The sequence below is a fragment of the Haloechinothrix sp. LS1_15 genome (assembly GCF_033042135.1).
Lineage (GTDB): Bacteria > Actinomycetota > Actinomycetes > Mycobacteriales > Pseudonocardiaceae > Haloechinothrix.
The window spans coordinates 449,758-476,438 of the sequence record NZ_WBXM01000001.1 but is presented as its reverse complement, the minus strand read 5'-3'; the positions used below and the strand labels follow the sequence as shown (position 1 = coordinate 476,438).

Genomic DNA, 26,681 nt, shown 5'->3' with positions numbered 1-26,681 from the left:
GTTCGTCCACAGAACGGTAATACGACCGAACTTATTCTTCGTCGTTCACTTCATCCTCGGCTTCGTCGAGCACGTCCTCGTCCGGAACGTCGACCAGGTCGTCATCGGGCAGTTCGGGCAATTCGTCGATCGGCAGATCGGCACCGTCGAATCCACCGCCGAGAATGGCGTCGACCAGGTCGACGAGCGCCATCAACAGGCTCTGCACCAGGCCACCGAGCATGTCGAGCAGCCGCGGTTCGGCACCCTCGAGCTGCTCGAGCTCGGCCGCGACCTCCGAGGCCTCAGCCTGCGCGGCCCTCGCCTGGGCGGTGACCTCGTCGGACAGGTTGTACCGATCCGTGGTACCGAACTCGTCCAGCAGGACCTCGGCCCGCTCGACACCTGCCGTGGTGCCCGTCAAGTCGCCCGCCTCTGCTGCCTCGGCGATCTCGTTGTGGACCTCGCTGACCTGCGAGGCCGCGCTCACCGTACTCGATGAGCCGGACGAGCCGTCGACGGCACTGTCCACAGCACTCGCCGCTGCGACCCCGGAGCCTGCGAACAACAATAGGCTTCCAGTCGCCGCCACCGCGATCGAACGAGCAATTTTCCCGTTCATCAGTTTCTCCTCTCGGCACCTTACGGAAAAGTCGGGGTGTGCGCTCCCGCCAGATTCCATGCGTACTCCCCGTGTCGATCACGCACCACATGGGAAACGCAACGAAATGCCGCAGCGATGATCACGATATGAATACCCGGAAACCGATTTCGCCGAATCTGATGAGCAACCCCCTCGACCGTGTCGGAACCACCGTGGGCGCAGCGTCATGTTCGGTGACGTACCGCCACCTGCTATCACCCTGTGGTGCCTGCCGTAACCCACACCGGTTGTCTCCGGACCCGATGCCCTCAACCGGGGGATACTCGCACCGCCCAACACATACTCAGGGCGCCCCTAGCTTGCACGAGCAGCCCAAGGATATCCCCCACACTGGGAGGTACCGAGCAATCCCCTCGGTGTGTCATCCCGCTCGAGGCCTCAGCCGCGGCACGTGCGGGGGCGTTGACGGCGCACCGAGGGCAGCCGCGAGGATGTGGGACATGGACGTGCGTGACTTCACCTTCACCGTCGGCGACACCGTCTGCGCCGCATGGCTCTACCGGCCGGACGGTTCCGGCGAGCATCCGGTCGTCGTGGCCGCACACGGCTTCACCGGCACGCGCGAGCTCGCGCTCGACGCCTACGCCGAGCGGTTCGCCGAGGCGGGGTTCGGCGTACTGCTGTTCGACTACCGGTCCTTCGGCGCCAGCGCGGGCGAGCCCCGCCAGCTACTCGACATCGGCAACCAGCTCGACGACTGGCGTGAGGCCATCGCCGCCGCCCGCGCGCTGGACTGGGCCGATCCGGAACGCGTCGCGCTGTTCGGTTCCTCGTTCTCGGGGGGACACGTGGTCACCCTTGCCGCCGAGGACCGGCGGATCGCCGCGATCGTGGCGCAGTGTCCGTTTTCCGACGGCCTCGCCACGCTACGCGCGACCCCGGTACGGCACGGGCTCCGGATGAGCGGCCACGCACTGCGCGACCAGCTCGCCGCCCTGTTCGGCGGGTCACCGCACTACGTACCCGCGGTCGCCGATCCCGGTGAGCCGGGCATGATGACCACCCCGGACGCCAAGGCCGGGATGGAGGCACTGGTCCCCGCGCAGACCACGTGGCGAAACCAGGTGGCAGCACGGATCGCGTTGCGCCTGCCGCTCTACCGGCCGGGGCGCGACGCCGCGAAGGTAGCGTGCCCGGCGCTGTGGTGCGTCACCGATCACGACACGCTTTGCCCCGCGGAGAACACCGTGCGCTGGGCGCGGCGCGCGCCGCGAGCGGAGATCCTGCGCTACCCGATCGGCCACTTCGACATCTATACCGGGGAGCATTTCGAACGCGCGGTCACCGACCAGATCGCGTTCCTCACACGCCACCTGAAAAAGGGATAAGAATATATGTCGACAAATTCACTGCATGCGGTTCCACCGGGGCTGTGCGGTGGGATCCGGTGGCGGTCGGGCACACCGGAGTTGATCTGCACCGAACGCGACGGTGGTCAGGAGCACCACACGCCGCTCGAACGGGGGACGGAGATCGGCCTGCGGCTGGGCGGCACCCGGTTCTGCGTCGGCATCCGGCGCGACGGCGCGCGCCGCTGCCCGTACAGTAACCGGATCCGCACGCACTCCACCGAGACGCAGTGCCGTGCCTGCGCCGCTACCGACCCCGGCAGGGCGATCGCCAGGGACGCGGTCGTCGACCCGCGCCCGTTCCACCTGTACCTCGCCTGGTTCGGTCCCGGCGTGCTCAAGGTCGGCATCACGACGGTGCAACGCGGCCAGGACCGGCTCGCCGAGCAAGCCGCACTGGCCTTCTGCTGGCTGGCAAGCGGGCCGCACGAAGTCGTGCGCGCGGCCGAACGGGCGATCGCCGCCGCCGGGATCGCTCCGGAACGCAGGCGGCGGGCCACCAAGCTGGCAGCCCTGTGGGACCTGCCTGCCGCCGAGGACCGGCGTGACGAGCTGTGGTCGGCCTACCAGCAGGCCATCCGGTGCGGCGGGTGGCCAGCGGAACTGGCGGCGTTGCCGTTCGCCGCGATCGACAACGCCGCCCTGTTCGCGCTCGACCGCCTGCCTGGCAGCGTCGCGGACATCACCGAGCTGCGCCCCGCGAGCGTGCTGTCCGGCACCGCGATCACGGTGATCGGCACCGACATGGTGCTCGACACCGCGCACGGGCCCACCATGCTGGGCGGCAGGCTGCTGGCCGGGTGGCCGGTGGAGCCCACAGGAGAGGCACCGTCCGGGTACCGCACCACCCAGCGCGGCCCCGGCGAGCACGCGCTGTTCTGAGCGAGGCCCGTATGGCAGGCAGAGCCGTGTTCAACCCTTCACGCACACCACCTGCCCCAGCTTGGTGACGGGCTCGACCAGGTCGGACTGCTCGGCCATGACCGTGCCAATGTCCTTGTACGCCGCCGGGAGTTCGTCGACAACGGCGGCGTCCTTGCGGCACTCCACCCCGCGGGTCTGTGCCTTGAGGTCGCGCACCGAGTATGTCTTGCGTGCCTGGTTACGCGATATCCGGCGGCCGGCGCCGTGAGCTGCCGATCGGAAGGCCTGCTCGTTGCCGAGACCGCGCACGATGTACGACCCGGTGCCCATGCTGCCGGGGATGATGCCGAGCTCGGCGGCGCCGGCCCGGATCGCGCCCTTGCGGGTGATCAGCAGGTCAACGCCGTCGTAGGTCTCCTCGGCCAGATAGTTGTGGTGGCACGAGATCGGCTCGTCGAATCCCACCCCGGGCACCGTGGCCGACAGGGCGTCCTGCACCAGCCACCGCATGACCGCGCGGTTGCGCGCCGCGTAGTCCTGCGCCCAGAACAGGTCGTGCCGGTAGGCACGCATCTGCGGCGTGCCTTCCAAGAACACCGCGAGATCGCGATCCGGCAGGTCGGCGTTGTGGGGTAGCTCGCGAGCGATCTCGGTGTGGCGTTTGGCCAGCTCGTTGCCGATGCCCCGCGACCCGGAGTGCAGCATCAGCCACACCCGCCCGTGCTGCTGGCCACCCTGCTCGAGGCACACCTCGATGAAGTGGTTACCACCACCCAACGTGCCCAGCTGCGCGCGGGCGCGCTCCCGCATGCGGCGCACACCGGGGTGCAGGTCGTCGAAATCACGCCAGAACGCTGCCCAGCCCGCGAGACCCGGGACGCGGTCGGTGTCCACCGGCCTGCGATGCGACTCAGAGCCAACCGGCACCGCTGCCTCGATGCGCCTGCGGAGCTTGCCGAGATCGGCTGGGAGATCCTCGGCGTACAGTGACGTCCGCACCGCGCTCATGCCGCATCCGATGTCGACACCCACCGCGGCGGGGGCCACGGCGTCCCGCATCGCGATCACGCTGCCGACCGTGGCGCCCTTGCCGAGGTGCACATCCGGCATCACCGCCAGCCCGTGGGTCCACGGCAGGTCGGCGATGGTGTACAGCTGCCCCATGGCGGCGGGCTCAACCGTAGCCGGATCGGTCCACATCCTGATCGGCACCCTGGTCGTGGTCACCACAGTGTGCATATCCCCTCCTCGCGTACCGACCCCACCCCAGTGTGCCCCGCCGCGCACCGCGCCGTCGTGGCCATACCGACAATTCAGTTGCACGGACGTACCAGAAACGATCTCATGGCGGGCATGCCGCTGCAGCAGTACCGATACGTGCTCGCCAACCACCGGGTACCGACCTCGCTGCTGCTGACGTTCCTCGCGCGGGTACCCATGACCGCGATGGGGGTGACGCTGACCCTGCACGTCGTCAGCACGCTCGGTATGGGCTACGGCGCAGCGGGCCTGGTCGGCATGATGACCACGCTCGGGACGGCGCTGGCCGCGCCCTACCTCGGCAGGATGTTCGACCGTCACGGCCTCCGGCCGGTGATCGCCGCCTGCACCGCCGCCTCCGCCACCTACTGGATCAGCGCGCCACACCTGGCGTACGGCGCGCTGCTGGCGCTCGCCCTTCCGGCTGGCATGCTGGCCGTGCCAGCCAGCTCCGTCGCACGGCAGATCCTCGCCGTGCTCGTGCCGTTCCAGCGGCGTCGCGCCGCCTACTCGCTGGACTCGATCTCCGCCGAGATGTCCTTCATGCTCGGCCCAGCGGCCGGGATCCTGCTGGCGACCCAACTGTCAAGCACGATCGCGCTGACCGCCATCGGGACGTGCTACGGGCTCGCCGGTACCGCCCTGTACCTGGCCAACCCGCCCATCCGAGCGAGCGACACCGTGCCGTTGCGCAAGGCCGAGCGGCCGCCGCTGCGCAGCTGGCTGCGGCCGCGGCTGGTGCGCACGCTGCTGATCGCCGTCGGGGCGCTGTTCGTGCTGGTGGGCACCGAGCTCGCCGCGCTGGCAGCCCTCCGCGAGCAGGGCCAGGTCGCGTGGACCAGCGCCGTCATCGTGGTGATGTGCCTCGCATCGCTGGTCGGCGGCCTGACGCACGGCGCAGCCCGGCGTTCGCTCTCCCAGCCGTCACTCATGGCACTGCTCGCGGTACTGGTGATCCCCGTAGCGCTGGTCACCGAACCGTGGTGGCTGCTCGCACTCGCGCTGATCCCCACCAACCTGGCATGCGCACCGACCCTGGCCGCAGGAACCGAGCTGGTGAGCAAGCTCGCCCCCGCCGAGGTACGCGGGGAAGCGATGGGGCTACTCGACGCCTCGACCCGCGTCGGCCTCGCGATCGGCTCCCCCGTCGTGGGCTTCGTGATCGACCACTCCTCGGGCGCATGGGGCTTCGTCACCGCAGGGGCGGGTGGTCTCGTCATCATGGCCGTGGCACTGGTCATCGGCCGCCTCGAACCGGAACGTGCGGCAGCGGAGCCTGCGCCCGCTACGACAGCCGCATGAACGGCGATGCGTACCGGAACACGCCCCGGGTCGACGGGTCATAGGTGGTCAGGGCACGGACCTGGAAGTGATCACCGAACGTCGGGTCCGGCGCGTCGATGCCGAACTCCCCGGCGGGGGCGAAGCCGAACCGGCGATAGTAGCCGTGATCACCGAGCAATCCGACCAGCGGCTCGCCCATCGCATCGGCCGCGCCCAGCACTGCGTGCATCAACGCACTACCGACACCGCCACGCTGACTCCCGGAGCGGACCCCGAGCGGGCCGAGGCCGATCGCGCGAAGGTCGCCCACCTCCGCGCGGCTGCCGAGGACATGGCCGGTGACCTCGCCGCACTCGACCGCCACCAGCGAGAGCTCCGGGATCCAGGCATCACTGCCGCGTAGCGTGTCGACCAGCCATACCTCGCCGGGGTCACTATCCCGACCGGGAACCGCGAACGCGGAGGCGTGCACCTCCCGGATCGCGACGGCATCCCCGGCGATCTCCCTGCGCACGAACATGACAATCGAGCATGCCGGAACGTCTCCGCCGCGGCAACGGAATTACTACCGCGTCTCGGCCACCAGCTCGGCGATCTGCACCGTGTTCAACGCCGCGCCCTTGCGCAGGTTGTCGTTGCTCAGGAACAGCACCAGCCCCTTGCGGTCATCCACACTGGAATCCTGGCGGATCCTGCCGACGAAGCTGGGGTCCTTGCCCGCGGCCTCCAGCGGCGTGGGGATGTCCGCCAGCGACACACCGGGCGCCGAGGACAGCAGCTCCGCCGCTCGCTCGGGCGTGATCGACCGGGCGAACTCGGCATTGATCGACAGCGAGTGCCCCGTAAAGACCGGGACACGCACGCAGGTCCCGGAAACACGCAGGTCCGGGATGGTAAGGATCTTGCGGCTCTCGTTGCGGAGCTTCTGCTCCTCGTCGGTCTCGCCCGAACCGTCGTCGACGATCGAACCCGCCATCGCGAGCACGTTGAACGCGATCGGCCGCGCGTACTTCTCCGGCTCGCCGAGCGACACCGCGCCACCGTCGTGGGTGAGCTGTTGCGCCCGGTCCCCCGCGGCCCGCAGCTGCTCACCCAGCTCGCGCACGCCTGCGAGACCACTGCCCGAGACCGCCTGGTAGGTGCTGGCGACAAGCCGCCGCAGCCCAGCCTCGTCGTGCAGCGGCTTGAGCACCGGCATCGCGGCCATGGTTGTGCAGTTGGGATTCGCGATGATGCCCTTGCGGGCCTCCTTCACCGCCTGCGGGTTGACCTCGCTGACGACCAGCGGCACCTCGGGGTCGAGCCGCCACGCCGAGGAATTGTCGATCACCGTCACCCCGGCCTCTGCGAACCGCGGCGCCTGCGCCTTCGAGGTGGCACCACCCGCGGAGAACAGCGCTACGTCCAATCCGGACGGATCGGCTGTCTCGACATCCTCCACCGTCACCTCGGAGTCACGCCACGGCAGCGTGGTGCCCGCCGAGCGCGACGACGCGAAGTAGCGCACCGACTCCGCGGGGAATTCCCGCTCGGCAAGGATCTCTCGTATCACCGCGCCGACCTGTCCGGTCGCGCCGACGATCCCGACTCGCAGCCCGCCAGCCATCACCGACCACTCCCCGCGTAGACAACGGCTTCCTCGTCACCGCCGAGGTCAAAAGCTTCGTGCAGTGCGGCCACGGCAGCGTTCACATCGGAATCGCGGATCAGCACCGAGATCCGGATCTCTGAAGTGTTGATGATTTCGATGTTCACCCCGGCTCCGGCGAGCGCCTCGCAGAACGTCGCAGCCACGCCGGGATGGGAACGCATCCCGGCACCGACCAGCGACACCTTCCCGACGTGCTCGTCACACAACACCGCATCGAAACCGGTGTCCTCGCGCACCTTCTCCAGCGCATCCACCGCGGCCTGGGTGTTGTTCTTGGACATCGTGAAGGTGATGTCGGTGACGCCCGACGAGGTGCGTGAGACGTTCTGCAGCACCATGTCGATATCGATCTCGGCGTCGGCCACCGCGCGGAAGATCTTGGCCGCGGCGCCCTCATAGTCGGGCACGTCGGTAACCGTGATCTTCGCTTCTGACGTGTCGTGCGAAACGCCGGTGATCAGCGCTTGTTCCACGGGAATCTCCTCGATCGACCCGGCGACCAGCGTGCCGGGCTTGCTGCTGTACGACGAGCGGACGCGGAGCGGGACACCGTAACGGCGCGCGTACTCCACCGACCGCAAGTGCAGGATCTTCGACCCGGTAGCGGCCAGCTCCAGCATCTCCTCGTACGGGATGGTGTCGATCTTGCGCGCGTTGCTCACGATGCGCGGGTCGGCCGTGTAGACACCGTCGACGTCCGAGTAGATCTCGCACTCGTCGGCATGCAGCGCCGCTGCGAGCGCCACCGCCGTGGTGTCCGAGCCACCCCGCCCAAGCGTGGTGATGTCCTTGGTGTCCTGCGCGACACCCTGAAAGCCCGCGACGAGCGCGACATACCCCTCGGCGAGCGCCTCGGTGACACGGCTCGGGGTCACGTCCAGGATCCGCGCGTTGCCGTGCGCCGAGGTGGTCACGACCCCCGCCTGTGAGCCCGTGAACGACCACGCCTCGGCTCCCTGCGCGCTGATCGCCATGGCCACCAGCGCGTTCGAGATGCGCTCCCCGGCGGTGAGCAGCATGTCCATCTCACGCTCCGGTGGCGAAGGATTCACCTGCTGCGCCAGGTCGAGCAGCTCATCGGTGGTATCACCCATGGCGGAGCAGACAACGACGACATCGTGACCGGCCTTCTTGGTCTCGACGATCCGCTCCGCGACGCTCTTGATGCGATCGGCGCTCTCCAGCGACGAACCACCGTACTTCTGGACTACGAGCGCCACAGCGCCTTCACCCTGCTTTCACGCTCCTCAATACGCCTCGCCCGGAACGGGCAAGCGCGAGTACACACTTGCGGACCAGGGTACAGTCCCCCGCCACCGGCGCGGTCACTCCGTGTGGCAACCGCCACTCCAGCCGACCCGAGTCTCCAGCATAACCTTCCGGTATGTCCGAGCCCATCGACAAGCCAGCAACCACCAGCGTCCCCGTACACGAACCGATCGCGAGGCGCTGGAGCCCGCGCGCGTTCGACCCCGACGCGGCCGTAGGCGAAACGCGACTACGCGCCCTGCTGGAAGCCGCCCGCTGGGCACCGTCGTTCGGCAACACCCAGCCCGCCCGTTACCTGGTCGGCAGGCGAGGGGATGCGGTGTACGGCACGATCCTGCGCACGCTCACCGAGCGCAACGCCGACTGGGCCAAGCGTGCCGCCGTGCTGCTGCTGGCTGTGGCCGTGACCGAGAACACCAAGGGGACGATCCCGTACGCCGAGTACAGCGCCGGGTTGGCCACCGAGAACCTGGTGTTGCAGGCCACGGTGAGCGGGCTCGCCGCCCACCAGATGGCTGGCTTCGACGCCGATGCCGCGCGGGCAGCGTTCTCGCTCCCGCCGCACGCCCGGCCGCTGGTGGCGATCGCGGTCGGGCTACAGGCAGCCCCTGAGGTGCTGGACGAGGACAGCCTGATCGAGCGCGAGCGGGCACCGCGTAGCCGCCTGCCGCTCACGAAGATGGCCTTCGGCGCGTGGGGTGAGCCCGCGTTCGCGCCCGACCGCCCGTGAGCTACATGCTGGTCCCACCGAGTCTGCGGATCAGGTTCGAACCGACCGAGGAGATGATCAACCAGAAGACCGCCGCGATGCCGAAGTTCACCAGAACCTCGGTGTTGCGCTCGTCGAAAGTGAACATCTCCTCGAAGCCGAGGGTCAGCGACGGCGCGATCCCCGTCACGAAGTCGACGATCGTGTTGTCCGGGTTGGCATCGGCGACGGTGAAGACGATGTGCAGCACCAGCAGCACCGCGAAGACCAGGCCGACCCACCGGACCAACCCGGCGAGCACGCCGACGAACTGGTCCTTAACGGCGCGCCAATCCACAGCAGGCTTCCTGCGCGCGGCCCGCGACCGCGGCTGGGCGCCCTGCTCGGGCGAGCCCCCTGCCTGCGGCATGGCACGTGTCTCGTCGCTGCCCTCGGGTGGATCATCCTTGGGGTGCTCTGCCATAAGGGGAGTTTGGCATGCCAGCGGAAATATCGCTACTGGCACGTAAGGTTGCGCGGTTTACACCGATAACAATGTTGACACGCACAAGCCGCTACCGCGCCCGCGTTCCGGCACCCGCGCCCCACCTAGGCATCGCCACACCGTCCGGGTTACGCTAAGAGGCGATGGCGCTCGTTCTCCTGCTTCGCTGCCGCGACGGGGCCCGATAGACCGGCTCCCCGTCGCGGGGTTTCGTCGTGGCGCCGGTCGGAACCAGGACGCTCCCGACTGAAGAAAGCAGGAGACCTCACCGATGACCACTTCACCGCGACCGGGGGTCGGCCAAAGCCCGCGCAAGCCGTCCAAACCCGCTCCCGCTGACCAGCCGGTATGGAACGCCCAGCTGGGTAGCTCGATGCCGTACCACCGCTACCGGCCCTGGTACGAGCTGGTCGAGGACATCTCGTTACCCGACCGCACCTGGCCGGATGTGCGGATCTCCCGCGCACCGCTGTGGTGCGCCGTCGACCTGCGGGACGGTAACCAGGCCCTGATCGACCCCATGTCACCCGCGCGCAAGCGCAAGTTCTTCGAGCTGCTGGTTGGGATGGGGTACAAGGAGATCGAGGTCGGCTTCCCCGCGGCCAGCCAGACCGACTTCGACTTCGTCCGCGAGATCATCGAAGACGACGCGGTCCCGGACGACGTGCACATCCAGGTGCTGACCCAGTGCAGGCAGGACCTGATCGAACGCACCTTCGCCGCGCTGGAAGGCGCCAAGAAGGCGATCGTGCACTTCTACAACTCGACCTCGATCCTGCAACGGCGTGTGGTGTTCCGCGAAGAACGTGAGGGCATCAAGAAGATCGCTACCCAGGGCGCCGAGATCGCCAAGGAACTGGCTGGCAAGTACACCGACACACACTTCCGGTTCCAGTACTCCCCGGAGTCCTACACCGGCACCGAGCTCTCCTACGCCGCAGAGGTCTGCAACGCGGTCACCGAGATCCTCGAGCCCACCCCCGAGTACCCGGTGATCCTGAACCTGCCCGCCACCGTGGAAATGGCCACCCCCAACGTCTACGCGGATTCGATCGAGTGGATGGGGCGCAACCTGGACCGCAGGGAATCGATCATCCTGTCGCTGCACCCGCACAACGACCGGGGTACCGGCATCGCGGCCGCCGAGCTCGGTTACCAGGCCGGAGCCGACCGGATCGAGGGCTGCCTGTTCGGTAACGGCGAGCGCACCGGCAACGTCGACCTGGTGGCGCTGGGGATGAACCTGTTCAGCCAGGGCATCGACCCGCAGATCGATTTCTCCGACATCGACGAGATCAAGCGCACCGTGGAGTACTGCAACCAGCTCCCGGTGCCCGAGCGCACCCCGTGGGGCGGCGACCTGGTGTTCACCGCGTTCTCCGGCAGCCACCAGGACGCGATCAACAAGGGCTTCGACGCCCTGGAATCGGCCGCGGACAAGGCAGGCGTGCCGGTCGACGAGTACCCGTGGGAGGTCCCGTACCTGCCGATCGACCCGAAGGACGTCGGCCGCAGCTACGAGGCCGTGATCCGGGTCAATTCACAATCCGGCAAGGGCGGCGTCGCCTACGTGATGCGCACCGAGCACCAGCTCGACCTGCCGCGTCGGCTGCAGGTGGAGTTCTCGCAGGTGGTGCAGAAGTACACAGACACCCAGGGTGGCGAGATCGACCCGGAGACCATGTGGCAGGCCTTCTCCGTGGAGTACCTCACCTCAACGAGCCCGCTGGAGCTGGTGCGTTCCCACGTGGTCGACAACGGCGGCGGGCACTACTCGATCACGGTGACCGTACGGGTCGACGGGGACGAGCAGGAGATCTCCGGCTCCGGCAACGGCCCGATCGCGTCGTTCTTCGACGCCCTGGCCACCATCGGTTTCGACATCCGGTTGCTCGACTACAGCGAGCACGCCATGACCGCCGGTGACGACGCACAGGCCGCTTCGTACATCGAGTGCGCCATCGGCGACCAGGTCTACTGGGGCGTGGGTATCGACCCGTCGATCGTCACGGCGTCGCTGCGCGCGGTGCTCTCCGCCATCAACCGCGCCTACCGGTAACCCGCCGTGTCGGGCTCGCAGACACCCCGTGTCCGGCGCACCAGCACCTTATTGTGGGTGCTGTGACAACCCATATTGGGTGCTCGGGCGCCCAACTCGGGGTGTCGTAGCGCCGGACACAGGGTGCCGGGGAGACGGACACGACGGGCTACTGGCCGGCTACCGCGGAGGCCTCGTCGCGCAGCATTTCCAGCACGGCGGCCACGGCTGGCCTGCTGGGGTGGTGCGTTCGCAGCACCGCCTCCACGTGCCGGGCGGCGCGGATGCCTGCCAGCGGGCGGCGGACCAACCTGCCACCGCGCGTGTCCATCGTGTATCGGGGAAGCAGCGCCACCCCGTGCCCGTCCGCGACGAGTGCCTCGATGACGCGGAAGTCGTTGATCCGCTGCACCACGGTGGGGTTCACCCCGGTGCGCATCGCGAGCGAGCGAAGCACGTCATCGGCGGGAAATCCCAGGTCCACACTGATCCACCGCTCGTGTGCCAGCTCGGCCGGTTCCAGCCTGTCCCGCCCCGTTAGCCGGTGTCCCGCTGGCAGCGCGATGTCGAACGGCTCGCGCAGCAGGTGCACCACGCGCAGCCTGCTCGCGCCTGCACCAGCCGCTCCCGAGGGGGAGTCCAGTGGTTCGGCGTGCTCATCCCGGTGGGTGAGCACTACGTCGAAGTCGGCGAGCAAGCCGGGAACCTCGGGCGGGGTCATGTCCACATCCCTGGCCTCGACTTCCAATTCTCCCTGCCGTGTCACCCGGTGGAGGAAGCCGGGCAGCAGCATCAGCGCGGCCGAGGGGAACATCGCCACCCGAACCGTGCCGCGCGGGGTGTTGCGGTAGTTGTCCAGCTCCGATTCCGCGCGATGCACGGCGGCCAGCACCTCGTCGGCGCGCGCCACCAGCGCGCGGCCCGCGTCGGTTAGCCGCATCCCGCGACCCGCGGGCTCCGTCAACGCCACCCCGGCCTCGGCCTGCAATGCACGCAGCTGCTGGGAGACCGCGGACGGCGTGCAGTGCACGGCCTTGGCTACCGCGGCGACGCTGCCACGATCGGCGAACTCCCGCAGGATACGCAGCCGCGCAATGTCCATACAGTAATACTACACAATATATCCATATATTTTCGCTTGTACTTCACATTATTCCCGACCAGTCTCGGGAGCGTGACCTCACGAGATCGACTCATCGCCATCGTCATCGCCCTGATGTGGGGAATGAACTTCGTCGCCATCGACCTCTCCCTCGAACACTTCCCACCGTTGCTGGCCGCGGCGCTGCGCTTCGTGCTGATCGCCATCCCCGTGCTGCTGTTCGTACCCCGGCCACAAGTACCGCTGCGCTGGCTCATCGGTTACGGCCTCGGCACCGGAACACTGCAGTTCGCGTTCCTGTTCATCGGCATGAACGTCGGGATGCCCGCTGGGCTCGCCTCGCTCGTGCTGCAGGCCTCGGCACCGTTCACCGTGATACTCGGGGCGTTGCTGCTCGCCGAACGGCTCGGTCTCACCTCGATCATCGGCATCGTGCTCGCCACCGGCGGCATGGCGGTGATCGCGTGGCAACGAGCCGAGCACGCCGCGTTGCTGCCGATGATCCTGACCTTGCTCGGCGCGCTGAGCTGGGCTTTCGGCAACCTCTGCGTGCGCAAGGCGAGGGCGGAGTCACCGCTGCGGTTCACGGTGTGGATGGCGGTTGTGCCACCGCTGCCGCTGCTCGTCCTGTCCCTTGTGGTCGAGGGACCGGCCGCCGTGTGGCAAGCCGTTTCGACCGTCCACTCCGCACAAGCCTGGCCGTCGCTGGCTGCGCTGGCCTACGTCTCGCTGTTCGGCAGCGTGGCGGCCGCGGCACTGTGGGCGGTGCTCATGGGGCGCAACCCGGCGGGAACCGTCGCCCCGTTCGCCATGCTCGTGCCGGTCGTCGGTATGACGGCCGCGTTCGTCCTGCTCGGCGAGCGGCCAACGGCAGTCGAACTGCTCGCGGCCGCGGTCGTTCTCGGTGGTGTGCTGCTCGGCTCCACCGCGCGGCCATCATCGGGTAGCGCCGCCTGCGGGGCCGATGTCACCGCTTCGGCCGGTGGGATCACGGGGTGTCGCCCGGAGCCGGTACCCGGTCACCGTACCGGGGTTGCACGGTACCTGCCCGGATTTCTTCGGCATAGTGGCAGGCGACGCGGTGCCCTGGCGCGATCTCCCGAAGCGGTGGACGCTCCGTGTCGCAGCGCACCGGCTGCCGCCACGGGCACCGGGTGTGGAATCGGCACCCGCTCGGCGGGTCGGCTGGAGAGGGGAGGTCACCGCTGAGCAGGATCTGCTCCCTGCTGTCCTCCACCTGTGGATCCGGCACCGGGACGGCGGACAGCAGCGAGCGGGTGTACGGGTGAAGCGGCTCGGTGTACAGCTCGTTCGAGCCGGCCTCCTCGACGAGCCCACCGAGGTACATCACCCCGATCACGTCCGAGACGTGCCGCACCACCGCGAGGTCGTGCGCGATGACCAGGTAGGTCAGCCCGAAGTCGGACTGCAGTTCGGCGAGCAGGTTCAGCACCTGCGCCTGCACCGAGACATCCAGCGCGGACACCGGCTCATCGCAGATGATCAGGTCCGGCTCCAGCACGAGCGCCCGCGCGATGCCGATGCGCTGGCGTTGCCCACCGGAGAACTCGTGCGGGTACCGGGACAGCGCCCTGGCCGACAGCCCCACCCGCTCCAGCGTCTCGGTGATCACGGCGCGCCGCTGAGCCCTGTCGGTGCCGATCCCGTGCACCTCGAGGCCTTCGGTCAGCAGGGATTCGACGTTCTGCCGCGGGTCGAGGCTACCGAGCGGGTCCTGGAAAACCATCTGCATACGACGCCGCAGCCTGCGCATCCGCTCGGTGGACAACCCATCCAGGTCGGTGCCGTCGAAGGTGACCCGGCCCGAGGTGACGTCCACGAGCCGCAACACCGCCCTGCCGAGGGTGGTCTTGCCGCACCCCGACTCGCCGACGAGACCGTAGGTGGTGCCACGCTCCACCGACAGCGAGACCCCGTCGACCGCCCGCACGGTACCGACCGTGCGCTCGATGATCACGCCGCTGCGGATCGGGAACCCGACCGAGACGTCGTGCAGCTCCAGCAAGCTCACCGCACGCTCCCTTCGCCTGCCGCCCGCGCCGCGCTCGGCTCCGGCGTGGGGTGGATGGGGTGCACGCACCGGTGGTGGTGGCCGTCGCGATCACCGCCCACACTGGTGAGTTCGGGCGCGCCCGTCAGGCACGCCATGGTGTAGTGGTCGCAGCGCGGCGCGAACGCGCACCCGTCGGACCAGTCGATGGCGTCGGTCACCGAGCCCCGAACCGGGCGCAGCGGCTGACCCTGTTCGGCATCGAGCCGGGGCACCGAGTCCAGCAACCCCACCGTGTAAGGGTGGCGCGGCGCGGCGAACAGCTCGTGACGCGGGGCCGATTCGATCACCCTGCCCGCGTACAGCACGGTGACGGTGTCACAGAGGCCAGCGACCACCCCCAGATCGTGGGTGATCAGCAGCAGCGCGGTGCCCTCGGACCGGACCAGCTCACCGAGCAGGTCGAGGATCTGCGCCTGGATGGTCACATCCAGCGCCGTGGTTGGCTCGTCGGCGATCAGCAAGCGCGGTGCGCACGCCACGGCCATGGCGATCAGCGCGCGCTGCCGCATCCCGCCCGAGAGTTGATGGGGGTAGTCACGCAGGCGTGCCGCGGGGTCGGGAATCCCCACCCGCTCCAGCAGCTCGGCCGCCCGCTTCCGGGCCGCCGAGCCCCGCATTCGGCGGTGACGCGCCAGCGTCTCGGTGATCTGCCTACCGATCGGCACCACCGGGTTGAGGGAGGACAGCGGGTCCTGGAAGATCATAGCGAGCTCACTGCCCCGTATCTCACGCATACGCTTGGGCGGCAGCCGCAACAGGTCGGTGCCGTCGAATGTGGCTGTGCCGCCGACCCGCACGCCGCGGCGCGGCAGCAACCCGAGCAGCGCTAGCGAGCTCACGCTCTTGCCGCAGCCCGATTCACCGACCAGGCCCGCGACGCTGCCTTCGGCCAGCGAGAACGACACGCCGTCCACCGCGCGCACCGGGCGCTTGCCCTGCGCGGTAAAGGTGACCGAGAGGTTGTCCACGGCGAGCAACGGCATGTGATCACTTCCGCAACTTCGGGTCCAGTGACTCCCGCATCGCTTCACCGAGCAGGGTGAAGCCGAGGGCAGTGATGATGATGGCCACGGCCGGGTAGACCGCCAGACTGGGCGCGCCGACCAGGAATCGCTGGGCGTCGGCGAGCATCGCCCCCCAGTCCGGTGTGGCCGGGTCCGGGTTACCGAACCCGAGGTAGGATAGCGCCGCGGCTTCGATGATGGCCGTGGCCAGTGTGAGCGTGGCCTGCACGATGACCGGGCCGAGCGAGTTCGGCAGTACGTGCCCCAGCACGATCCGGCGCCTGCGCACGCCGAGCGCTGTGGCGGCAAGCACGTAGTCCGCATGGGACTGCGCCAGCATGGAGCCACGCAGCAACCTGGCGAAAATCGGTATCTGTGCCACTCCGACCGCCACCATCACCGTGGTCAGGCTCGGCCCGAGGATCGCGGCGATGCTCACCGCGATCAGCAGCGAGGGGATCGCCAGCATCATGTCGACGAAGCGCATGATGACGGTGTCCAGGCGCCGTCCCCAGGCACCACCGAGGCCAACCGCGGCCCCGGCCAGCCCGCCGAGCAGCGCCCCCGCGCTGAAACCGAGCAGTGTGGCTATCACCCCGACCAACAGCGAGTTCTGAGCGCCGACGAGCATCCTGGAGAACTGATCCCTGCCGAGGTGGTCGAGGCCGAACCAGTTCTCGGCCCTTGGCCCGACGAAGACGTTGTGGTTCGGTTGTACCTCCCTGCCCCAGAGCTGCGCCGCCGGGTCGTACGGCACCACGAACGGAGCCAGCAGCGCGACGATGACGAACGTACCGATGATGGCCGCGCCGGTGATCGCCATCGGGCTGCGACGCAGCCTGCCGAACGCCTCTCGGAGCAGGCTCCCGCCCTCGGCATCGCTGTCGTGCCGGGCGGACAGCTCCGCGAGCCGGTCGACCTTGTCGGCCTTGCCTACCGTGCCGCCCGGTTTCCCGTTGATCTCCGTCACCATCAGCGCACCCGCACCCTCGGGTCGAACAGCGTGTAGGACAGATCGACCAGCAGATTGACCACGACGTAGATCACCGCGATAAGCATCAAGAAGCCGAGGATCGCCGGGTAGTCCCGCTGCTGGGTGGATTCGTAGATGAACGATCCGATGCCGCCGAAGGCGAACACGCTCTCGGTCAGCACCGCCCCGGCGAGCAGGCTACCGACCAGCAACCCGATCGCGGTGATCACCGGGAGCATGGCGTTGCGCAGCACGTGCCGCCCACGCACCACATGGGGCCGCAGCCCTTTCGACTCGGCGGTGCGCACGTAATCCTGGCTGAGTACCTCGAGCACGCTCGCCCTGGTCATGCGCGTGATAACGGCCAGCGGGATGGACGACAGCGCCAAGCCGGGCAGCACCAGGTGGCTGATCGCGTTGACGGTGACATCGAACTCCCCGGTGAGCACGCTGTCCAGCACGCGGAACCCGGTGACCTCGGTGTAGTGCAGCCCGGGGCTCATGCGAAACGCCGACGGCAGCAGGCCGAGCTTCTCGGCGAAAACGACCTTGAGCATCGCGGCGAGGAAGAACACCGGGATGCAGATGCCGAGCAGCGACCCGGCGACCGCACCGGAATCGAGCAGGCTCCCCCGCCTGCGGGCGGCGAAGTAGCCGAGCGGGATACCGACGCATACCGCGATCAGCATCGCGGTGAGCGCAAGCTCGGCCGTTGCCGGGAATCGCGTGGTGAATTCCTGCATCACGGGCCTGCCGGTCTGCAGCGAGTTGCCGAAGTCGAACTGGGCGAGCCGCTGCAGGAACAGCCCGTACTGGACGATGATCGGCTCGTTCAGCCCGAGCGATTCCCGCAGTGCCTCCCGCTGCTCGGCGGTGGCGTCGTCCGGCAGCAGCGTGTTCTCCGGGCCGCCGGGCAGTAACCGCAGCCAGAAGAACAGCAGTATGGATAGCCCGAACAGCGCGGGAACCAGCTGGGCCAGTCGCTTGATGGTGTAGCGGAGCACGTTGGTTCTCGTGCCTTTCCACGCGTGCCCTGTCGGGGCGCGCCGCCTCGTTGGCCGCGGCGCACCCCGGCAGGGAGGGGGTTACTCCTCGACGAAACCGACGTCCTCGAACCTCTCCTGCGTCAGCGGGGACACGTCCATCGGCTCGACGTCGGGCGCGAACGCGATGGACGGCGGTGAGCTGGAGATCGGCAGGCCCGGCAGGAAGTCCATGATCAGCTCGTTGGCTTCGGCCAGCAGGCCGACCCGGTCATCGGGGTCAGGAGTGCGGTCGATCTCGCCGAGCAGATCGAAGATCTCCTCGTTGTGGAATCCCCACTCGTCGCTCGGCCGGTCGAACCAGGTGCCGAGGAAGTTGTAGCCCTCGTTGAAGTCGCCGGTCCAGCCGAGCAGGTACAGACTGCACTGGCCGCTGTTGGTCGCCGGGATGTACTGGTCCCATTCCATCGGCACCGGATCGATGGACAACCCCACCGACTCCAGGTCGCCTTCGATGATCTCGAAGATGTCGCGCACCGCGGGCATGTACGGACGGGAGGTGTCGGTGACGTAGCAGAAGTCGACCGTCAACCCGTCCACTCCGGCATCGGCGAGCATCTGCTCGGCGAGCTCGGGGTCGTAGTCGTAGGTGGTGACGTCTTCCGACCACCCGTCGACCGTTGGCGGCATGAACTGCGTGGCCACCTCGCCACCCTCTGGGAGGATGGTGTCCACGATCCGCTGCCGGTCGACGGCGTGCGCCAGCGCCTGCCGCACCTCGATGTCGGCGAACTCGGACGTGGTTTCCTGCTGGAACGCGAGGTACAGGATGTTGAACACGTCGCGTGTCGGAACCTGGAACCCGTTGTCTTCCAGCGGCGTGACGTCTCCCGGGGCGGCGAGGTCGTAGCCGTCGATGTCGCCGGCCTCCAGCGCCTGGCGTCGTGCCGTTTCCTCCGAGATCGTCTTGAAGATCAGCGTGCTGACCTGGGCGGGCTCGCCCCAGTAGTCGTCGAATCGCTCGAGGGTGAGCTCCTGCGCGCCGTGGTCCCAATCGCCGATGGCGAACGGGCCGGTTCCGGCCAACACGCCGGGACCCTGCGTGTAGTCGGGGAAGGGGGAGTCTGCGCTGGTGATCTCGTCGTCGCTGATCTCCTCCAGGCTGGCAGGGCTGACGATGCCGAAGGTGGCCATGCTGAACGCGCCAGGATAGTTCGCCGAGGGCTCGGCGACCTCGATCGTCACGGTCAACCCGTCGGCGCTGCACGACCGGTACTTCTCCCCGGTCTCCACGCCTTCCTCGTTCTCGGCGAAGCCGCCGAACATGTTCTGCCAGTAATACGTGAAGTTGGTGTCCTGGTATGCGCCGGAGAAGTTGTGCCACCGATCGAAGTTGGCGCAGACGGCCTCGCCGTCGAGCTCCTCCCCGTCGTGGAAGGTCACCCCTTCCCTGAGGTGGAAGGTCCACTCCAGACCATCGTCTGAGGACTCCCAGTCCTCGGCCAGCCCGCCAACGATCTCCTTACCGCCGGGTTCGTGGTCCAGCAGCGTGTCGTAGATCTGCCGGGTCACTCGGAAGGTCTCACCGTCGGTGGTGAAGATCGGATCGAGGGTCCGGGCGTCGGTCGGCACGCCGAACACGAACGGCTCGGTCTCACCCCGGTCGCCCCCGGCGGCATCACGCTCGGATTCGCAACCGGCCAGCGAAGCGGCCAGCGCACCGACCAGCCCGATCAGGGCCGTACGGCCCAGCCACGTTGCCCGCGTGTGGAGCATGTCTGCACCCCTTGTACGTCGAGTTCCCGTGCCGATCGGGCGCGGGGAACGTATTCATCGGCGCAGACACTAGCGCTAACCGTTCGTTCAGTTAACCACTTGAGGTCACGATCCGGCTACGGAGTGGCACAACCGTGCCGCTGTCCGGAATGGGCATACCATAGTCGGGTTGCGCGCGGGAATCCTGGATACTCGTAACTGGGAAGCAGGCAGGCCACCGCCCGCAACGCGCTACAGCGTGCGGCGGCCCGACAACGCGCGACCGAGCGTGAGCTCGTCGGCGAACTCCAGGTCCCCGCCCATCGGCAGCCCGGAGGCCAGGCGGGTGACCCGCAGCCCGGGGAAATCGCGCAGAACCCGCACGAGGTACGTCGCGGTGGCCTCCCCCTCGGTATTGGGGTCGGTGGCGATGATGACCTCGGTCACCTCGTCCGAGGAGATCCGCGCCAGGAGTTCCCGCATGCGGAGCTGATCAGGCCCGACACCGGAGAGCGGATCCAGCGCACCGCCGAGCACGTGGTAGCGGCCCTTGAACTCCCTGGTGCGCTCCACCGCGAGCACGTCCTTGGGTTCCTCTACCACGCAGATGACGCCGACTTCCCTGCGCTCGTCGCGGCAGATCCGGCACTGCTCACGTTCGGCGACATTGCCGCAGGTCTCGCAGAACTGCACGCCCTTGGCGACCTTGCCAAGCACGTCGGCGAGCCGGGTGATGTCGGCCGGATCCGAGCTGAGCAGGTGGAACGCGATTCGCTGCGCGCTCTTCGGCCCGACCCCGGGCAGCCTGCCCAGCTCGTCGATCAGGTCCTGGACGACGCCCTCGTACACTGTCCGCTCCGCTCTACCGGCGGATTACCTGGACGAACCAGGAAGGCCGGGATCGCCACCCGGCCCGGCGAGACCGCCCAGATCCATGCCGCCACCGAGGCCACCGGCCAGCGGCCCCAGCTTCTCCTCGGTAACCTTCTGCGCGGCCGACATGCCGTCCCGCACCGCGGCGACGACCAGGTCGGCGAGGGTCTCGGTGTCGTTCGGGTCAACCACGCTCGGATCGATGGTCAGGCTCTTGAGCTCCAGCCCGCCGGTGACCACGGCCTGCACCATGCCGCCACCCGATGAACCGGTCACCTCGGTCTCCGCGAGCTCGGCCTGCGCGTGCTGCAGCTGCTCCTGCATCTGCTGTGCCTGCTGCAGGATCTGCTGCATGTCCGGCATTCCACCGCCTGGCTGCACCATGATGACGCCTCGATTCTGTCGCCGTTGTCTCGCTTGCTCGCACGTCCGTCTGCCCTGCGTCCAGCCTAACGGCCGGTTCCCGAGCGGAGCCGCCCCGACTACTCCAGCGGCCGAGCCCCGAGGTGCTCGGACAGCAGCCGGTGCGCCGACGCGGCGGCACCGGCGGCACCGGCGGCACCACCGGTCCCGGCTGGGCCGCCTGGGCCACCTGGTTCGCCACCGTCTGCCTGCCCAGGGTCGACCTCCTCGGGTGGTTCCGGGGGCGGGGGGATGTCGTCCTCGGCCACCGGCATGTGATCACCAGCCGCTTCGGCGACCTGCCTCGGGGGGTGTCCTGGATTACCGGAAGGTGGTGCCTCCGACTGCCCGGGATCGCCCGCATCCGGAGCGTGGCCTCGCTCGCTGCCCGCCCCCGGCTGGGGTGCCTTGTCGGGCTGCGGTCCCTGGGACCGGCTGGGCTGCTGCGCGGGCCGTGGCTGCGCCGACGTTCGCTGCTTCCCACCACCCTGCGGTGCCGATCCGGCGTGTACGCAGCTGACCTGCCACTGGCCACCGAGCACCTGGTGCAGCGCCTCAGCGATGGCTTCGGCGTTGCGCGGCTCGGACAACCGGCGCGCCAGGGGTTCGGCCGTGTGCGAGAGCACGACCGAGCTCCCGTCGACGCTGTGCACCGTGGCGTTGGTCAACATCGCCTCGGTGCTCCTGCTGCTGGCGCGCACCGCGGCCAGCAGCTGCGACCAGATACCGCGCAGCGCTGCCGCATCGATGCTGCCAGGGGCGTTGCCCTGACCCGAGGGCGCAGGGGCAGCCTGCTCGCCCTCCCAGGCAGGCCGTTCCGGCTCCTCGGCGGGCTGTGCCGGTTCCGGTTCCGGCGCGGGTGGCTGCTCCTGTTCCGCCGCGGACCGCTGCAGGGAGGGCTCGGCCCGCACGGTCCTTTCGGCCTGCACATCCGCCTCTTCCCGCCCGTGCGGGGGCTGCCAGCGTGAGGCTTGCTCAGGCGGGGTTTGCTCGGCCGGGGCCGTGCTCGTCCCGGCGGCGATACGGCGTTCCAGCCGCTCCAGCCGCTGCAGCACGGCGCCCTCCTCGTCGGACGCCGCGGCTGGCAGCATCATGCGCGCGCAGAGCAACTCGAGCAGCAGCCGCGGAGCGGTCGCGCCGCGCATCTCGCGAAGGCCATTGTGGATGGTCTCGGCGTACCGGGTGAGGGTGGCTGGGCCGATGCGCTCGGCCTGTGCGGCCATTCTGGTCAGCTCCTCCTCGGGAGCCGCGACCAGTCCCTGCTCACCGGCATCGGGCACCGACCGCAGCAGCACCAGATCGCGCAACCGCAGCAGCAGGTCGGTCGCGAACCTCCTCGGGTCGTGCCCAGCCTCGGTGAGCCGCTCGACGGTACCGAACACGGCGGAGGCGTCCCCGGAAGCCAGACCATCGATCATCTCGTCGAGCAGCGAGGCGTCGGTGAACCCCAGCAGCGCGACGGCTCGCTCGTAGGTCACCCCATCCGGGCCCGCCCCGGCGAGCAGCTGGTCCATCACCGACTGCGCGTCACGTGCCGATCCACCGCCCGCACGGACCACCAGCGGGTACACCGCGGGCTCGACGGTGGCGCCCTCCTCGGCCACATTGCGTTCGAGCAGCTCGCGCATCGCGCCGGGCGGCACCAGTCGGAACGGGTAGTGGTGGGTCCGCGACCGGATGGTGGTCAGCACCTTGTCAGGTTCGGTCGTGGCGAAGATGAAGATCAGGTGCTCCGGCGGCTCCTCCACGATCTTGAGCAGGGCGTTGAAGCCCTGCGGGGTGACCATGTGCGCCTCATCGATCACGAACACCCGGTACCGTGACTCGGCGGGCGCGTAGAAAGCGCGGTCACGCAACTCCCGCGCGTCGTCCACACCACCGTGGCTGGCGGCGTCCAGCTCGATCACGTCGACGCTGCCCGCCCCCTCAGGGGCCAGGTTCACACAGGAATCACACTCACCACAGGGTTCGTCGGTCGGCCCGTTGGCGCAGTTCAGCGAGCGCGCCATGATGCGCGCCGACGATGTCTTGCCGCAACCACGGGGCCCGGAGAACAGATACGCGTGATTGATCCGCCCCGCGGCGAGCGCCGCCCGCAGCGGGACCGTCACGTGATCCTGTCCGACGACCTCCCCGAAAGTCGCCGGGCGGTACTTGCGGTATAGCGCGAGAGCCACGCCGCCAAGATACCGGCTCGCGTGCCGCCGGATACCGCGGCGGGGTGGAAGACAGCATAAGGAGGACCCCGCGCACCCGTCAGAGCCTGCTTATCCTTGCTGCCTTCCGGCCCTGGGGAGGTTCACAGGATGGACGCCGCGCGGGGCCCACTTTCCAGTCTAAACGCACCGACTACCCCGCCGCCCGGCGGGGCCGAGGCCCACCTACGACTGGCCGAGCAGGCTGCGGGCTTCCTGCGCGGCGGGACCGGCCGAGGCCAGGTGCCGCAGGTTCTCCGGCAGCGGCTCGCCCCGGTGGTGCTTGGTCTGGGCGTAGAGCTTGCCCGCGCGGTAGGACGAGCGCACCAACGGACCTGCCATGACGCCCGCGAAGCCGATCCGCTCCGCGGCCTCGGTGTGCTCGACGAACTCCTCGGGCTTGACCCACCGGTCCACCGGATGGTGCCGCGCCGAGGGGCGTAGGTACTGGGTGATCGTAACGATCTCGCAGCCCGCCTCGTACAGGTCCCGCAGCGCGGGCTCCACCTCGTCCGGCGTCTCGCCCATACCGAGGATCAGGTTCGACTTGGTCACCAGACCCGCCTCGCGGGCGGCGGTCAGTACCGACAGCGACCGGTCGTACCGGAAACCCGGCCGGATCGACCGGAAGATCCGTGGCACCGTCTCGGTGTTGTGCGCCAGCACCTCCGGCTCCGCGGAGAACACCTCCGCGAGCTGCTCCGGATTGGCGTTGAAGTCCGGGATCAGCAGCTCCACCCCGGTGCCCGGGTTGAGTTCGTGGATCTGTCGAACCGTCTCGGCGTACAGCCACGCCCCACCGTCGGCCAGATCGTCCCGGGCGACGCCGGTCACCGTGGAGTAGCGCAGCCCCATGGCCTGCACGCTCTCGGCGACGCGGCGTGGCTCCGTGGTGTCCAGCTCGGCGGGCTTGCCAGTGTCGATCTGGCAGAAATCGCACCGCCGGGTGCACTGGTCCCCGCCGATGAGGAAGGTGGCCTCCCTGTCTTCCCAACACTCGTAGATGTTGGGACAGCCTGCCTCCTCGCACACCGTATTCAGGCCCTCACGCCGCACCAGCCCCTTGAGTTCCTGGTACTCCGGGCCCATGCGCGCCCTGGTCTTGATCCACGAGGGTTTCCGCTCGATCGGCGTCTGGGCGTTGCGGACCTCGAGACGCAGCATCTTCCGGCCCTCAGGCGCGACACTCACGGTTGACAACCTCCAGGGACATAGCGGGGACCTGCCAGGGATCTACCTCAGGTCCGGGTACAGCGGGTGCTTCTTGGCCAGCAGCTCGACCCGCTCGGCAAGCGACTGTCGGATCGCGTCGTCGAAGTCACGGTGCAAAGCCGTGGCGATGATGTCGGACACCTCGGTGAAGTCTTCCTCACCGAAGCCCCGGGCCGCCAGGGCGGGGGTGCCGATCCGCAGCCCGGAGGTGACCATCGGCGGACGCGGGTCGAACGGCACCGCGTTGCGGTTGACGGTGATCCCGATCGAGTGCAGCCGGTCCTCGGCGTTCTTGCCGTCCAGCTCGGAGGCCACCAGGTCGACGAGCACGAGGTGGACGTCGGTACCGCCGGAGAGCACCTTGACGCCCGCCTCGGCGCAGTCCTTGGCCGACAGCCGCTCGGCGAGGATACGCGCGCCGTCGAGGACCCGCTGCTGGCGCTCCCGGAACTCCTCGCTGGCGGCGATCTTGAAGCCGACCGCCTTCGCCGCGATGACGTGCTCCAGCGGTCCACCCTGCTGGCCCGGGAACACCGTGGAATTGATCTTCTTGGCCAGGTCCTGCACGGAAAGGATGACGCCGCCTCGCGGGCCGCCGAGCGTCTTGTGAGTCGTGGTGGTCACCAGGTGGGCGTGCGGCACCGGGTTGGGGTGCAGTCCAGCGGCCACCAGACCGGCGAAGTGTGCCATGTCGACAAGCAGGTAGGCATCGATCTCATCGGCGATCCGGCGGAACTCGGCGAAGTCCAGCTGGCGCGGGTAGGCCGACCAGCCCGCGATGATCATCTTCGGGCGGTGTTCCCTGGCCAGCCGCGCGACCTCATCCATGTCGATGCGACCGGTCTCCTTCTCCACCTGGTAGGCCACCACGTTGTAGAGCCTGCCGGAGAAGTTGATTTTCATGCCGTGCGTGAGGTGACCACCGTGCGCCAGGTCGAGGCCCATGATCGTGTCACCCGGATCCAGTACCGCGGCCATGGCGGCGGCGTTGGCCTGCGCACCCGAGTGCGGCTGCACGTTGGCGTGCTCCGCGCCGAACAGCTCCTTCACCCGATCGATTGCCAGCTGCTCCACGACGTCGACGTGTTCGCAACCCCCGTAGTACCGCCTGCCGGGGTAGCCCTCCGCGTACTTGTTGGTCAGCACCGAACCCTGGGCCTCGAGCACCCCGACCGGCGCGAAGTTCTCCGAGGCGATCATCTCCAGCGTGGTCTGCTGGCGGGTCAGCTCGGCATCGATCGCCGCGGCGACCTCCGGGTCCACGGTGGCCAGCTGTGCATCAAACGAGTTCATGCTTGTCGACCTCTACTCCTCGATCGGTTCTGCGGTTGTTGACGGTTCTGCAGCCCTTTGGCCTGCGTGCGCCTGCGGCCTCCTGCGCTCACGATCGACGGTAGAAGGGCAGTGTGACAACCTCCACAGGCGCACTCTTGCCTCTGATATCGACCGCCAGCTCGGTTCCCGACTCGCTGTACTCGGTAGGGACGTAAGCCATGGCGATGGGGTAGCCGAGGGTGGGCGACAGCGCCCCGCTGGTCACTTCCCCGATCGAGGCCCCGCCGGACGGCTCGACCACGGCGTAGCCCGAGCGCGGCGCGCGCTTGCCGGTGCCGGTCAACCCGACAAGAACCTGCCGTGCCTCGGCCTCGGCGCGCGCGGCCAGCGCGTCGCGGCCCACGAAATCGCTGGGTTTGTCGAACTTCACCAACCGGCCGAGACCAGCGTCGAAGGGGGTGATGTACTCCGAGAGCTCGTTGCCGTACAGCGGCATGCCCGCCTCGAGGCGCAGCGTGTCCCGGCAGGCCAGCCCGGCCGGGAGTAGGCCGTGCTGCTGCCCGGCGTCGGTCAACGCACGCCACAGCGCGGGCGCCTCGCCAGGCGCGCAGTACAGCTCGAAGCCGTCCTCGCCGGTGTAGCCGGTGCGGGCGAGCAGGAGATCGGTGCCGGCGACCGTGGCGTCCATGCTCGCGTAGTACCGCAGCGAATCCAGGTCGGCGTCGCTGACCGCGCGAACGATCTCGGCGGCGGCGGGACCTTGGACCGCGAGCAGCGCGTACTCGGTGGAGCGTCCCGCGACCGCCACGTCGAACGAGGCGGCTCGCTCGGTCAGCGCCGTGGTGACCACCTCGGCGTTGGCGGCGTTGGCCACGACGAGGTAGCGGTCGTCGGCCAGCCGGTAGGTAACGAGGTCGTCGAGCACCCCGCCTGCCGTGTTGCACAGCATGCTGTAGCGGGCGCGCCCGACCTTCACGTTCGCCAGGTTACCGACGAACGCGTAGTCCAGCATGTCCGCCGCCTGCGGCCCGCGGACCTCGATCTCGGCCATGTGCGACAGGTCGAACAAGCCAGCGGCCTGCCGCACGGCGTGATGCTCGGCGAGCTCACTGCTGTAGCGCACGGGCATGGTCCAGCCAGCGAAATCGGTGAACGACGCACCCAGCTCGCTGTGCACCTCGTGCAAGGGGGAAGGGGTAGCCACGCCAGACCTCCTCAACGGGGCGATGACAAACGATGAGCCAGGTCGCGGACCAAGCTGAGACGGTTTCCGAGAATGCGC

General features: G+C 68.6%; 23 protein-coding genes, 1 other RNA gene and 1 pseudogene. 6 read left to right on the top strand and 19 right to left on the bottom strand.

Annotated elements, in window-relative coordinates; all coding sequences use genetic code 11:
• Window positions 1-31: 31 nt before the first annotated feature.
• The gene (locus F8178_RS02275) at window positions 32-601 is read right to left on the bottom strand and encodes a hypothetical protein (RefSeq protein ID WP_317492900.1); all 570 of its coding nucleotides are present in this window, start codon (window positions 599-601) and stop codon (window positions 32-34) included.
• 89 nt (window positions 602-690) lie between these two features.
• Between F8178_RS02275 and F8178_RS02270 the strand changes: the two genes are divergently transcribed.
• Together F8178_RS02270 and F8178_RS02265 are read left to right on the top strand one after the other, a co-directional pair.
• The gene (locus F8178_RS02270) at window positions 691-1,971 is read left to right on the top strand and encodes an alpha/beta fold hydrolase (RefSeq protein ID WP_317492899.1); all 1,281 of its coding nucleotides are present in this window, start codon (window positions 691-693) and stop codon (window positions 1,969-1,971) included.
• 6 nt (window positions 1,972-1,977) lie between these two features.
• Entirely contained in the window at window positions 1,978-2,874 is an 897-nt protein-coding gene (locus F8178_RS02265) for a DUF2797 domain-containing protein (RefSeq protein ID WP_317492898.1), read from the top strand.
• A gap of 30 nt (window positions 2,875-2,904) precedes the next feature.
• Here the strand turns inward: F8178_RS02265 and F8178_RS02260 are convergent, their stop codons facing one another.
• Entirely contained in the window at window positions 2,905-4,095 is a 1,191-nt protein-coding gene (locus tag F8178_RS02260) for an RtcB family protein (RefSeq protein ID WP_317492897.1), read from the bottom strand.
• A gap of 114 nt (window positions 4,096-4,209) precedes the next feature.
• Between F8178_RS02260 and F8178_RS02255 the strand changes: the two genes are divergently transcribed.
• On the top strand, window positions 4,210-5,418 hold the full coding sequence (locus F8178_RS02255) for an MFS transporter (RefSeq protein ID WP_317492896.1): 1,209 nt from the start codon (window positions 4,210-4,212) through the stop codon (window positions 5,416-5,418).
• On the opposite strand, the gene F8178_RS02250 is transcribed toward F8178_RS02255, so the two are convergent.
• The 3 genes from F8178_RS02250 to F8178_RS02240 are packed head-to-tail and all read right to left on the bottom strand — an operon-like array spanning window position 5,402 to window position 8,271.
• Complete coding sequence (locus F8178_RS02250) at window positions 5,402-5,920, bottom strand: N-acetyltransferase (RefSeq protein WP_317492895.1); 519 nt, start codon at window positions 5,918-5,920, stop codon at window positions 5,402-5,404. The two genes, F8178_RS02255 and F8178_RS02250, sit on opposite strands and share 17 nt — an antisense overlap.
• A 45-nt stretch (window positions 5,921-5,965) precedes the next feature.
• Entirely contained in the window at window positions 5,966-7,006 is a 1,041-nt protein-coding gene (locus F8178_RS02245; RefSeq protein WP_317492894.1) for an aspartate-semialdehyde dehydrogenase, read from the bottom strand.
• Window positions 7,006-8,271: an aspartate kinase gene (locus F8178_RS02240; protein WP_317492893.1), complete on the bottom strand. Its 1,266-nt coding sequence runs from the start codon at window positions 8,269-8,271 to the stop codon at window positions 7,006-7,008. Before F8178_RS02240 ends, F8178_RS02245 begins: the two co-directional genes overlap by 1 nt.
• Before the next feature lie 164 nt (window positions 8,272-8,435).
• Between F8178_RS02240 and F8178_RS02235 the strand changes: the two genes are divergently transcribed.
• The gene (locus tag F8178_RS02235; protein ID WP_317492892.1) at window positions 8,436-9,050 is read left to right on the top strand and encodes a nitroreductase family protein; all 615 of its coding nucleotides are present in this window, start codon (window positions 8,436-8,438) and stop codon (window positions 9,048-9,050) included.
• A gap of 1 nt (window position 9,051) precedes the next feature.
• Here F8178_RS02235 and F8178_RS02230 read toward each other — a convergent pair whose 3' ends face one another.
• On the bottom strand, window positions 9,052-9,492 hold the full coding sequence (locus F8178_RS02230; RefSeq protein ID WP_317492891.1) for a hypothetical protein: 441 nt from the start codon (window positions 9,490-9,492) through the stop codon (window positions 9,052-9,054).
• A 292-nt stretch (window positions 9,493-9,784) separates the two neighbouring features.
• Between F8178_RS02230 and leuA the strand changes: the two genes are divergently transcribed.
• Entirely contained in the window at window positions 9,785-11,572 is a 1,788-nt protein-coding gene (gene leuA, locus F8178_RS02225; RefSeq protein ID WP_317492890.1) for a 2-isopropylmalate synthase, read from the top strand.
• A 148-nt stretch (window positions 11,573-11,720) separates the two neighbouring features.
• Here leuA and F8178_RS02220 read toward each other — a convergent pair whose 3' ends face one another.
• On the bottom strand, window positions 11,721-12,653 hold the full coding sequence (locus F8178_RS02220; protein ID WP_317492889.1) for a LysR family transcriptional regulator: 933 nt from the start codon (window positions 12,651-12,653) through the stop codon (window positions 11,721-11,723).
• A gap of 114 nt (window positions 12,654-12,767) precedes the next feature.
• On the opposite strand from F8178_RS02220, the pseudogene F8178_RS02215 reads away from it, so the two are divergent.
• Window positions 12,768-13,511 (top strand): annotated as a pseudogene (locus F8178_RS02215) (EamA family transporter); the annotation flags it as partial.
• 130 nt (window positions 13,512-13,641) lie between these two features.
• Here F8178_RS02215 and F8178_RS02210 read toward each other — a convergent pair.
• The 12 genes from F8178_RS02210 to gcvT all read right to left on the bottom strand — a co-directional run bounded on the left by F8178_RS02210 (window position 13,642) and on the right by gcvT (window position 26,603).
• Window positions 13,642-14,685: an ABC transporter ATP-binding protein gene (locus tag F8178_RS02210; RefSeq protein WP_317492888.1), complete on the bottom strand. Its 1,044-nt coding sequence runs from the start codon at window positions 14,683-14,685 to the stop codon at window positions 13,642-13,644.
• A complete protein-coding gene (locus F8178_RS02205; protein WP_317492887.1) occupies window positions 14,682-15,710 on the bottom strand; it encodes an ABC transporter ATP-binding protein in 1,029 nt (342 codons plus the stop codon). The genes F8178_RS02210 and F8178_RS02205 overlap by 4 nt, the downstream gene beginning before the upstream one ends.
• Window positions 15,711-15,714: 4 nt before the next feature.
• The gene (locus F8178_RS02200; RefSeq protein ID WP_317492886.1) at window positions 15,715-16,704 is read right to left on the bottom strand and encodes an ABC transporter permease; all 990 of its coding nucleotides are present in this window, start codon (window positions 16,702-16,704) and stop codon (window positions 15,715-15,717) included.
• The gene (locus F8178_RS02195) at window positions 16,704-17,708 is read right to left on the bottom strand and encodes an ABC transporter permease (protein WP_317492885.1); all 1,005 of its coding nucleotides are present in this window, start codon (window positions 17,706-17,708) and stop codon (window positions 16,704-16,706) included. Before F8178_RS02195 ends, F8178_RS02200 begins: the two co-directional genes overlap by 1 nt.
• An 81-nt stretch (window positions 17,709-17,789) precedes the next feature.
• On the bottom strand, window positions 17,790-19,463 hold the full coding sequence (locus F8178_RS02190) for an ABC transporter substrate-binding protein (protein ID WP_317492884.1): 1,674 nt from the start codon (window positions 19,461-19,463) through the stop codon (window positions 17,790-17,792).
• Between the two features lie 231 nt (window positions 19,464-19,694).
• A complete protein-coding gene (recR, locus tag F8178_RS02185) occupies window positions 19,695-20,291 on the bottom strand; it encodes a recombination mediator RecR (protein WP_317492883.1) in 597 nt (198 codons plus the stop codon).
• Window positions 20,292-20,315: 24 nt separating this feature from the next.
• The gene (locus tag F8178_RS02180) at window positions 20,316-20,699 is read right to left on the bottom strand and encodes a YbaB/EbfC family nucleoid-associated protein (protein WP_317492882.1); all 384 of its coding nucleotides are present in this window, start codon (window positions 20,697-20,699) and stop codon (window positions 20,316-20,318) included.
• 98 nt (window positions 20,700-20,797) lie between these two features.
• Complete coding sequence (locus F8178_RS02175; protein WP_317492881.1) at window positions 20,798-22,894, bottom strand: DNA polymerase III subunit gamma and tau; 2,097 nt, start codon at window positions 22,892-22,894, stop codon at window positions 20,798-20,800.
• A gap of 57 nt (window positions 22,895-22,951) precedes the next feature.
• An RNA gene (ffs, locus tag F8178_RS02170) (signal recognition particle sRNA small type) lies at window positions 22,952-23,046 on the bottom strand.
• Window positions 23,047-23,098: 52 nt separating this feature from the next.
• On the bottom strand, window positions 23,099-24,103 hold the full coding sequence (lipA, locus tag F8178_RS02165) for a lipoyl synthase (RefSeq protein WP_317492880.1): 1,005 nt from the start codon (window positions 24,101-24,103) through the stop codon (window positions 23,099-23,101).
• Window positions 24,104-24,145: 42 nt separating this feature from the next.
• On the bottom strand, window positions 24,146-25,417 hold the full coding sequence (gene glyA, locus F8178_RS02160; RefSeq protein WP_317492879.1) for a serine hydroxymethyltransferase: 1,272 nt from the start codon (window positions 25,415-25,417) through the stop codon (window positions 24,146-24,148).
• A gap of 88 nt (window positions 25,418-25,505) precedes the next feature.
• Window positions 25,506-26,603, bottom strand: a complete 1,098-nt coding sequence (gene gcvT, locus F8178_RS02155) for a glycine cleavage system aminomethyltransferase GcvT (RefSeq protein ID WP_317492878.1) — start codon at window positions 26,601-26,603, stop codon at window positions 25,506-25,508.
• Between the last annotated feature and the right edge of the window lie 78 nt (window positions 26,604-26,681).

Excerpts from the sequence above, each read along its gene's own strand:
- F8178_RS02235 (WP_317492892.1), top strand. The coding sequence starts at position 8,436 with ATGTCCGAGCCCATCGACAAGCCAGCAACCACCAGCGTCCCCGTACAC.
- F8178_RS02200 (WP_317492886.1), bottom strand. The coding sequence starts at position 16,704 with ATGGTGACGGAGATCAACGGGAAACCGGGCGGCACGGTAGGCAAGGCC.
- F8178_RS02230 (WP_317492891.1), bottom strand. The coding sequence starts at position 9,492 with ATGGCAGAGCACCCCAAGGATGATCCACCCGAGGGCAGCGACGAGACA.
- F8178_RS02250 (WP_317492895.1), bottom strand. The coding sequence starts at position 5,920 with ATGTTCGTGCGCAGGGAGATCGCCGGGGATGCCGTCGCGATCCGGGAG.
- F8178_RS02205 (WP_317492887.1), bottom strand. The coding sequence starts at position 15,710 with ATGCCGTTGCTCGCCGTGGACAACCTCTCGGTCACCTTTACCGCGCAG.
- F8178_RS02265 (WP_317492898.1), top strand. The coding sequence starts at position 1,978 with ATGTCGACAAATTCACTGCATGCGGTTCCACCGGGGCTGTGCGGTGGG.
- F8178_RS02260 (WP_317492897.1), bottom strand. The coding sequence starts at position 4,095 with ATGCACACTGTGGTGACCACGACCAGGGTGCCGATCAGGATGTGGACC.
- glyA (WP_317492879.1), bottom strand. The coding sequence starts at position 25,417 with ATGAACTCGTTTGATGCACAGCTGGCCACCGTGGACCCGGAGGTCGCC.
- F8178_RS02255 (WP_317492896.1), top strand. The coding sequence starts at position 4,210 with ATGCCGCTGCAGCAGTACCGATACGTGCTCGCCAACCACCGGGTACCG.
- F8178_RS02190 (WP_317492884.1), bottom strand. The coding sequence starts at position 19,463 with ATGCTCCACACGCGGGCAACGTGGCTGGGCCGTACGGCCCTGATCGGG.
- F8178_RS02180 (WP_317492882.1), bottom strand. The coding sequence starts at position 20,699 with ATGGTGCAGCCAGGCGGTGGAATGCCGGACATGCAGCAGATCCTGCAG.
- F8178_RS02245 (WP_317492894.1), bottom strand. The coding sequence starts at position 7,006 with ATGGCTGGCGGGCTGCGAGTCGGGATCGTCGGCGCGACCGGACAGGTC.
- F8178_RS02270 (WP_317492899.1), top strand. The coding sequence starts at position 691 with ATGGGAAACGCAACGAAATGCCGCAGCGATGATCACGATATGAATACC.
- F8178_RS02220 (WP_317492889.1), bottom strand. The coding sequence starts at position 12,653 with ATGGACATTGCGCGGCTGCGTATCCTGCGGGAGTTCGCCGATCGTGGC.
- F8178_RS02275 (WP_317492900.1), bottom strand. The coding sequence starts at position 601 with ATGAACGGGAAAATTGCTCGTTCGATCGCGGTGGCGGCGACTGGAAGC.
- leuA (WP_317492890.1), top strand. The coding sequence starts at position 9,785 with ATGACCACTTCACCGCGACCGGGGGTCGGCCAAAGCCCGCGCAAGCCG.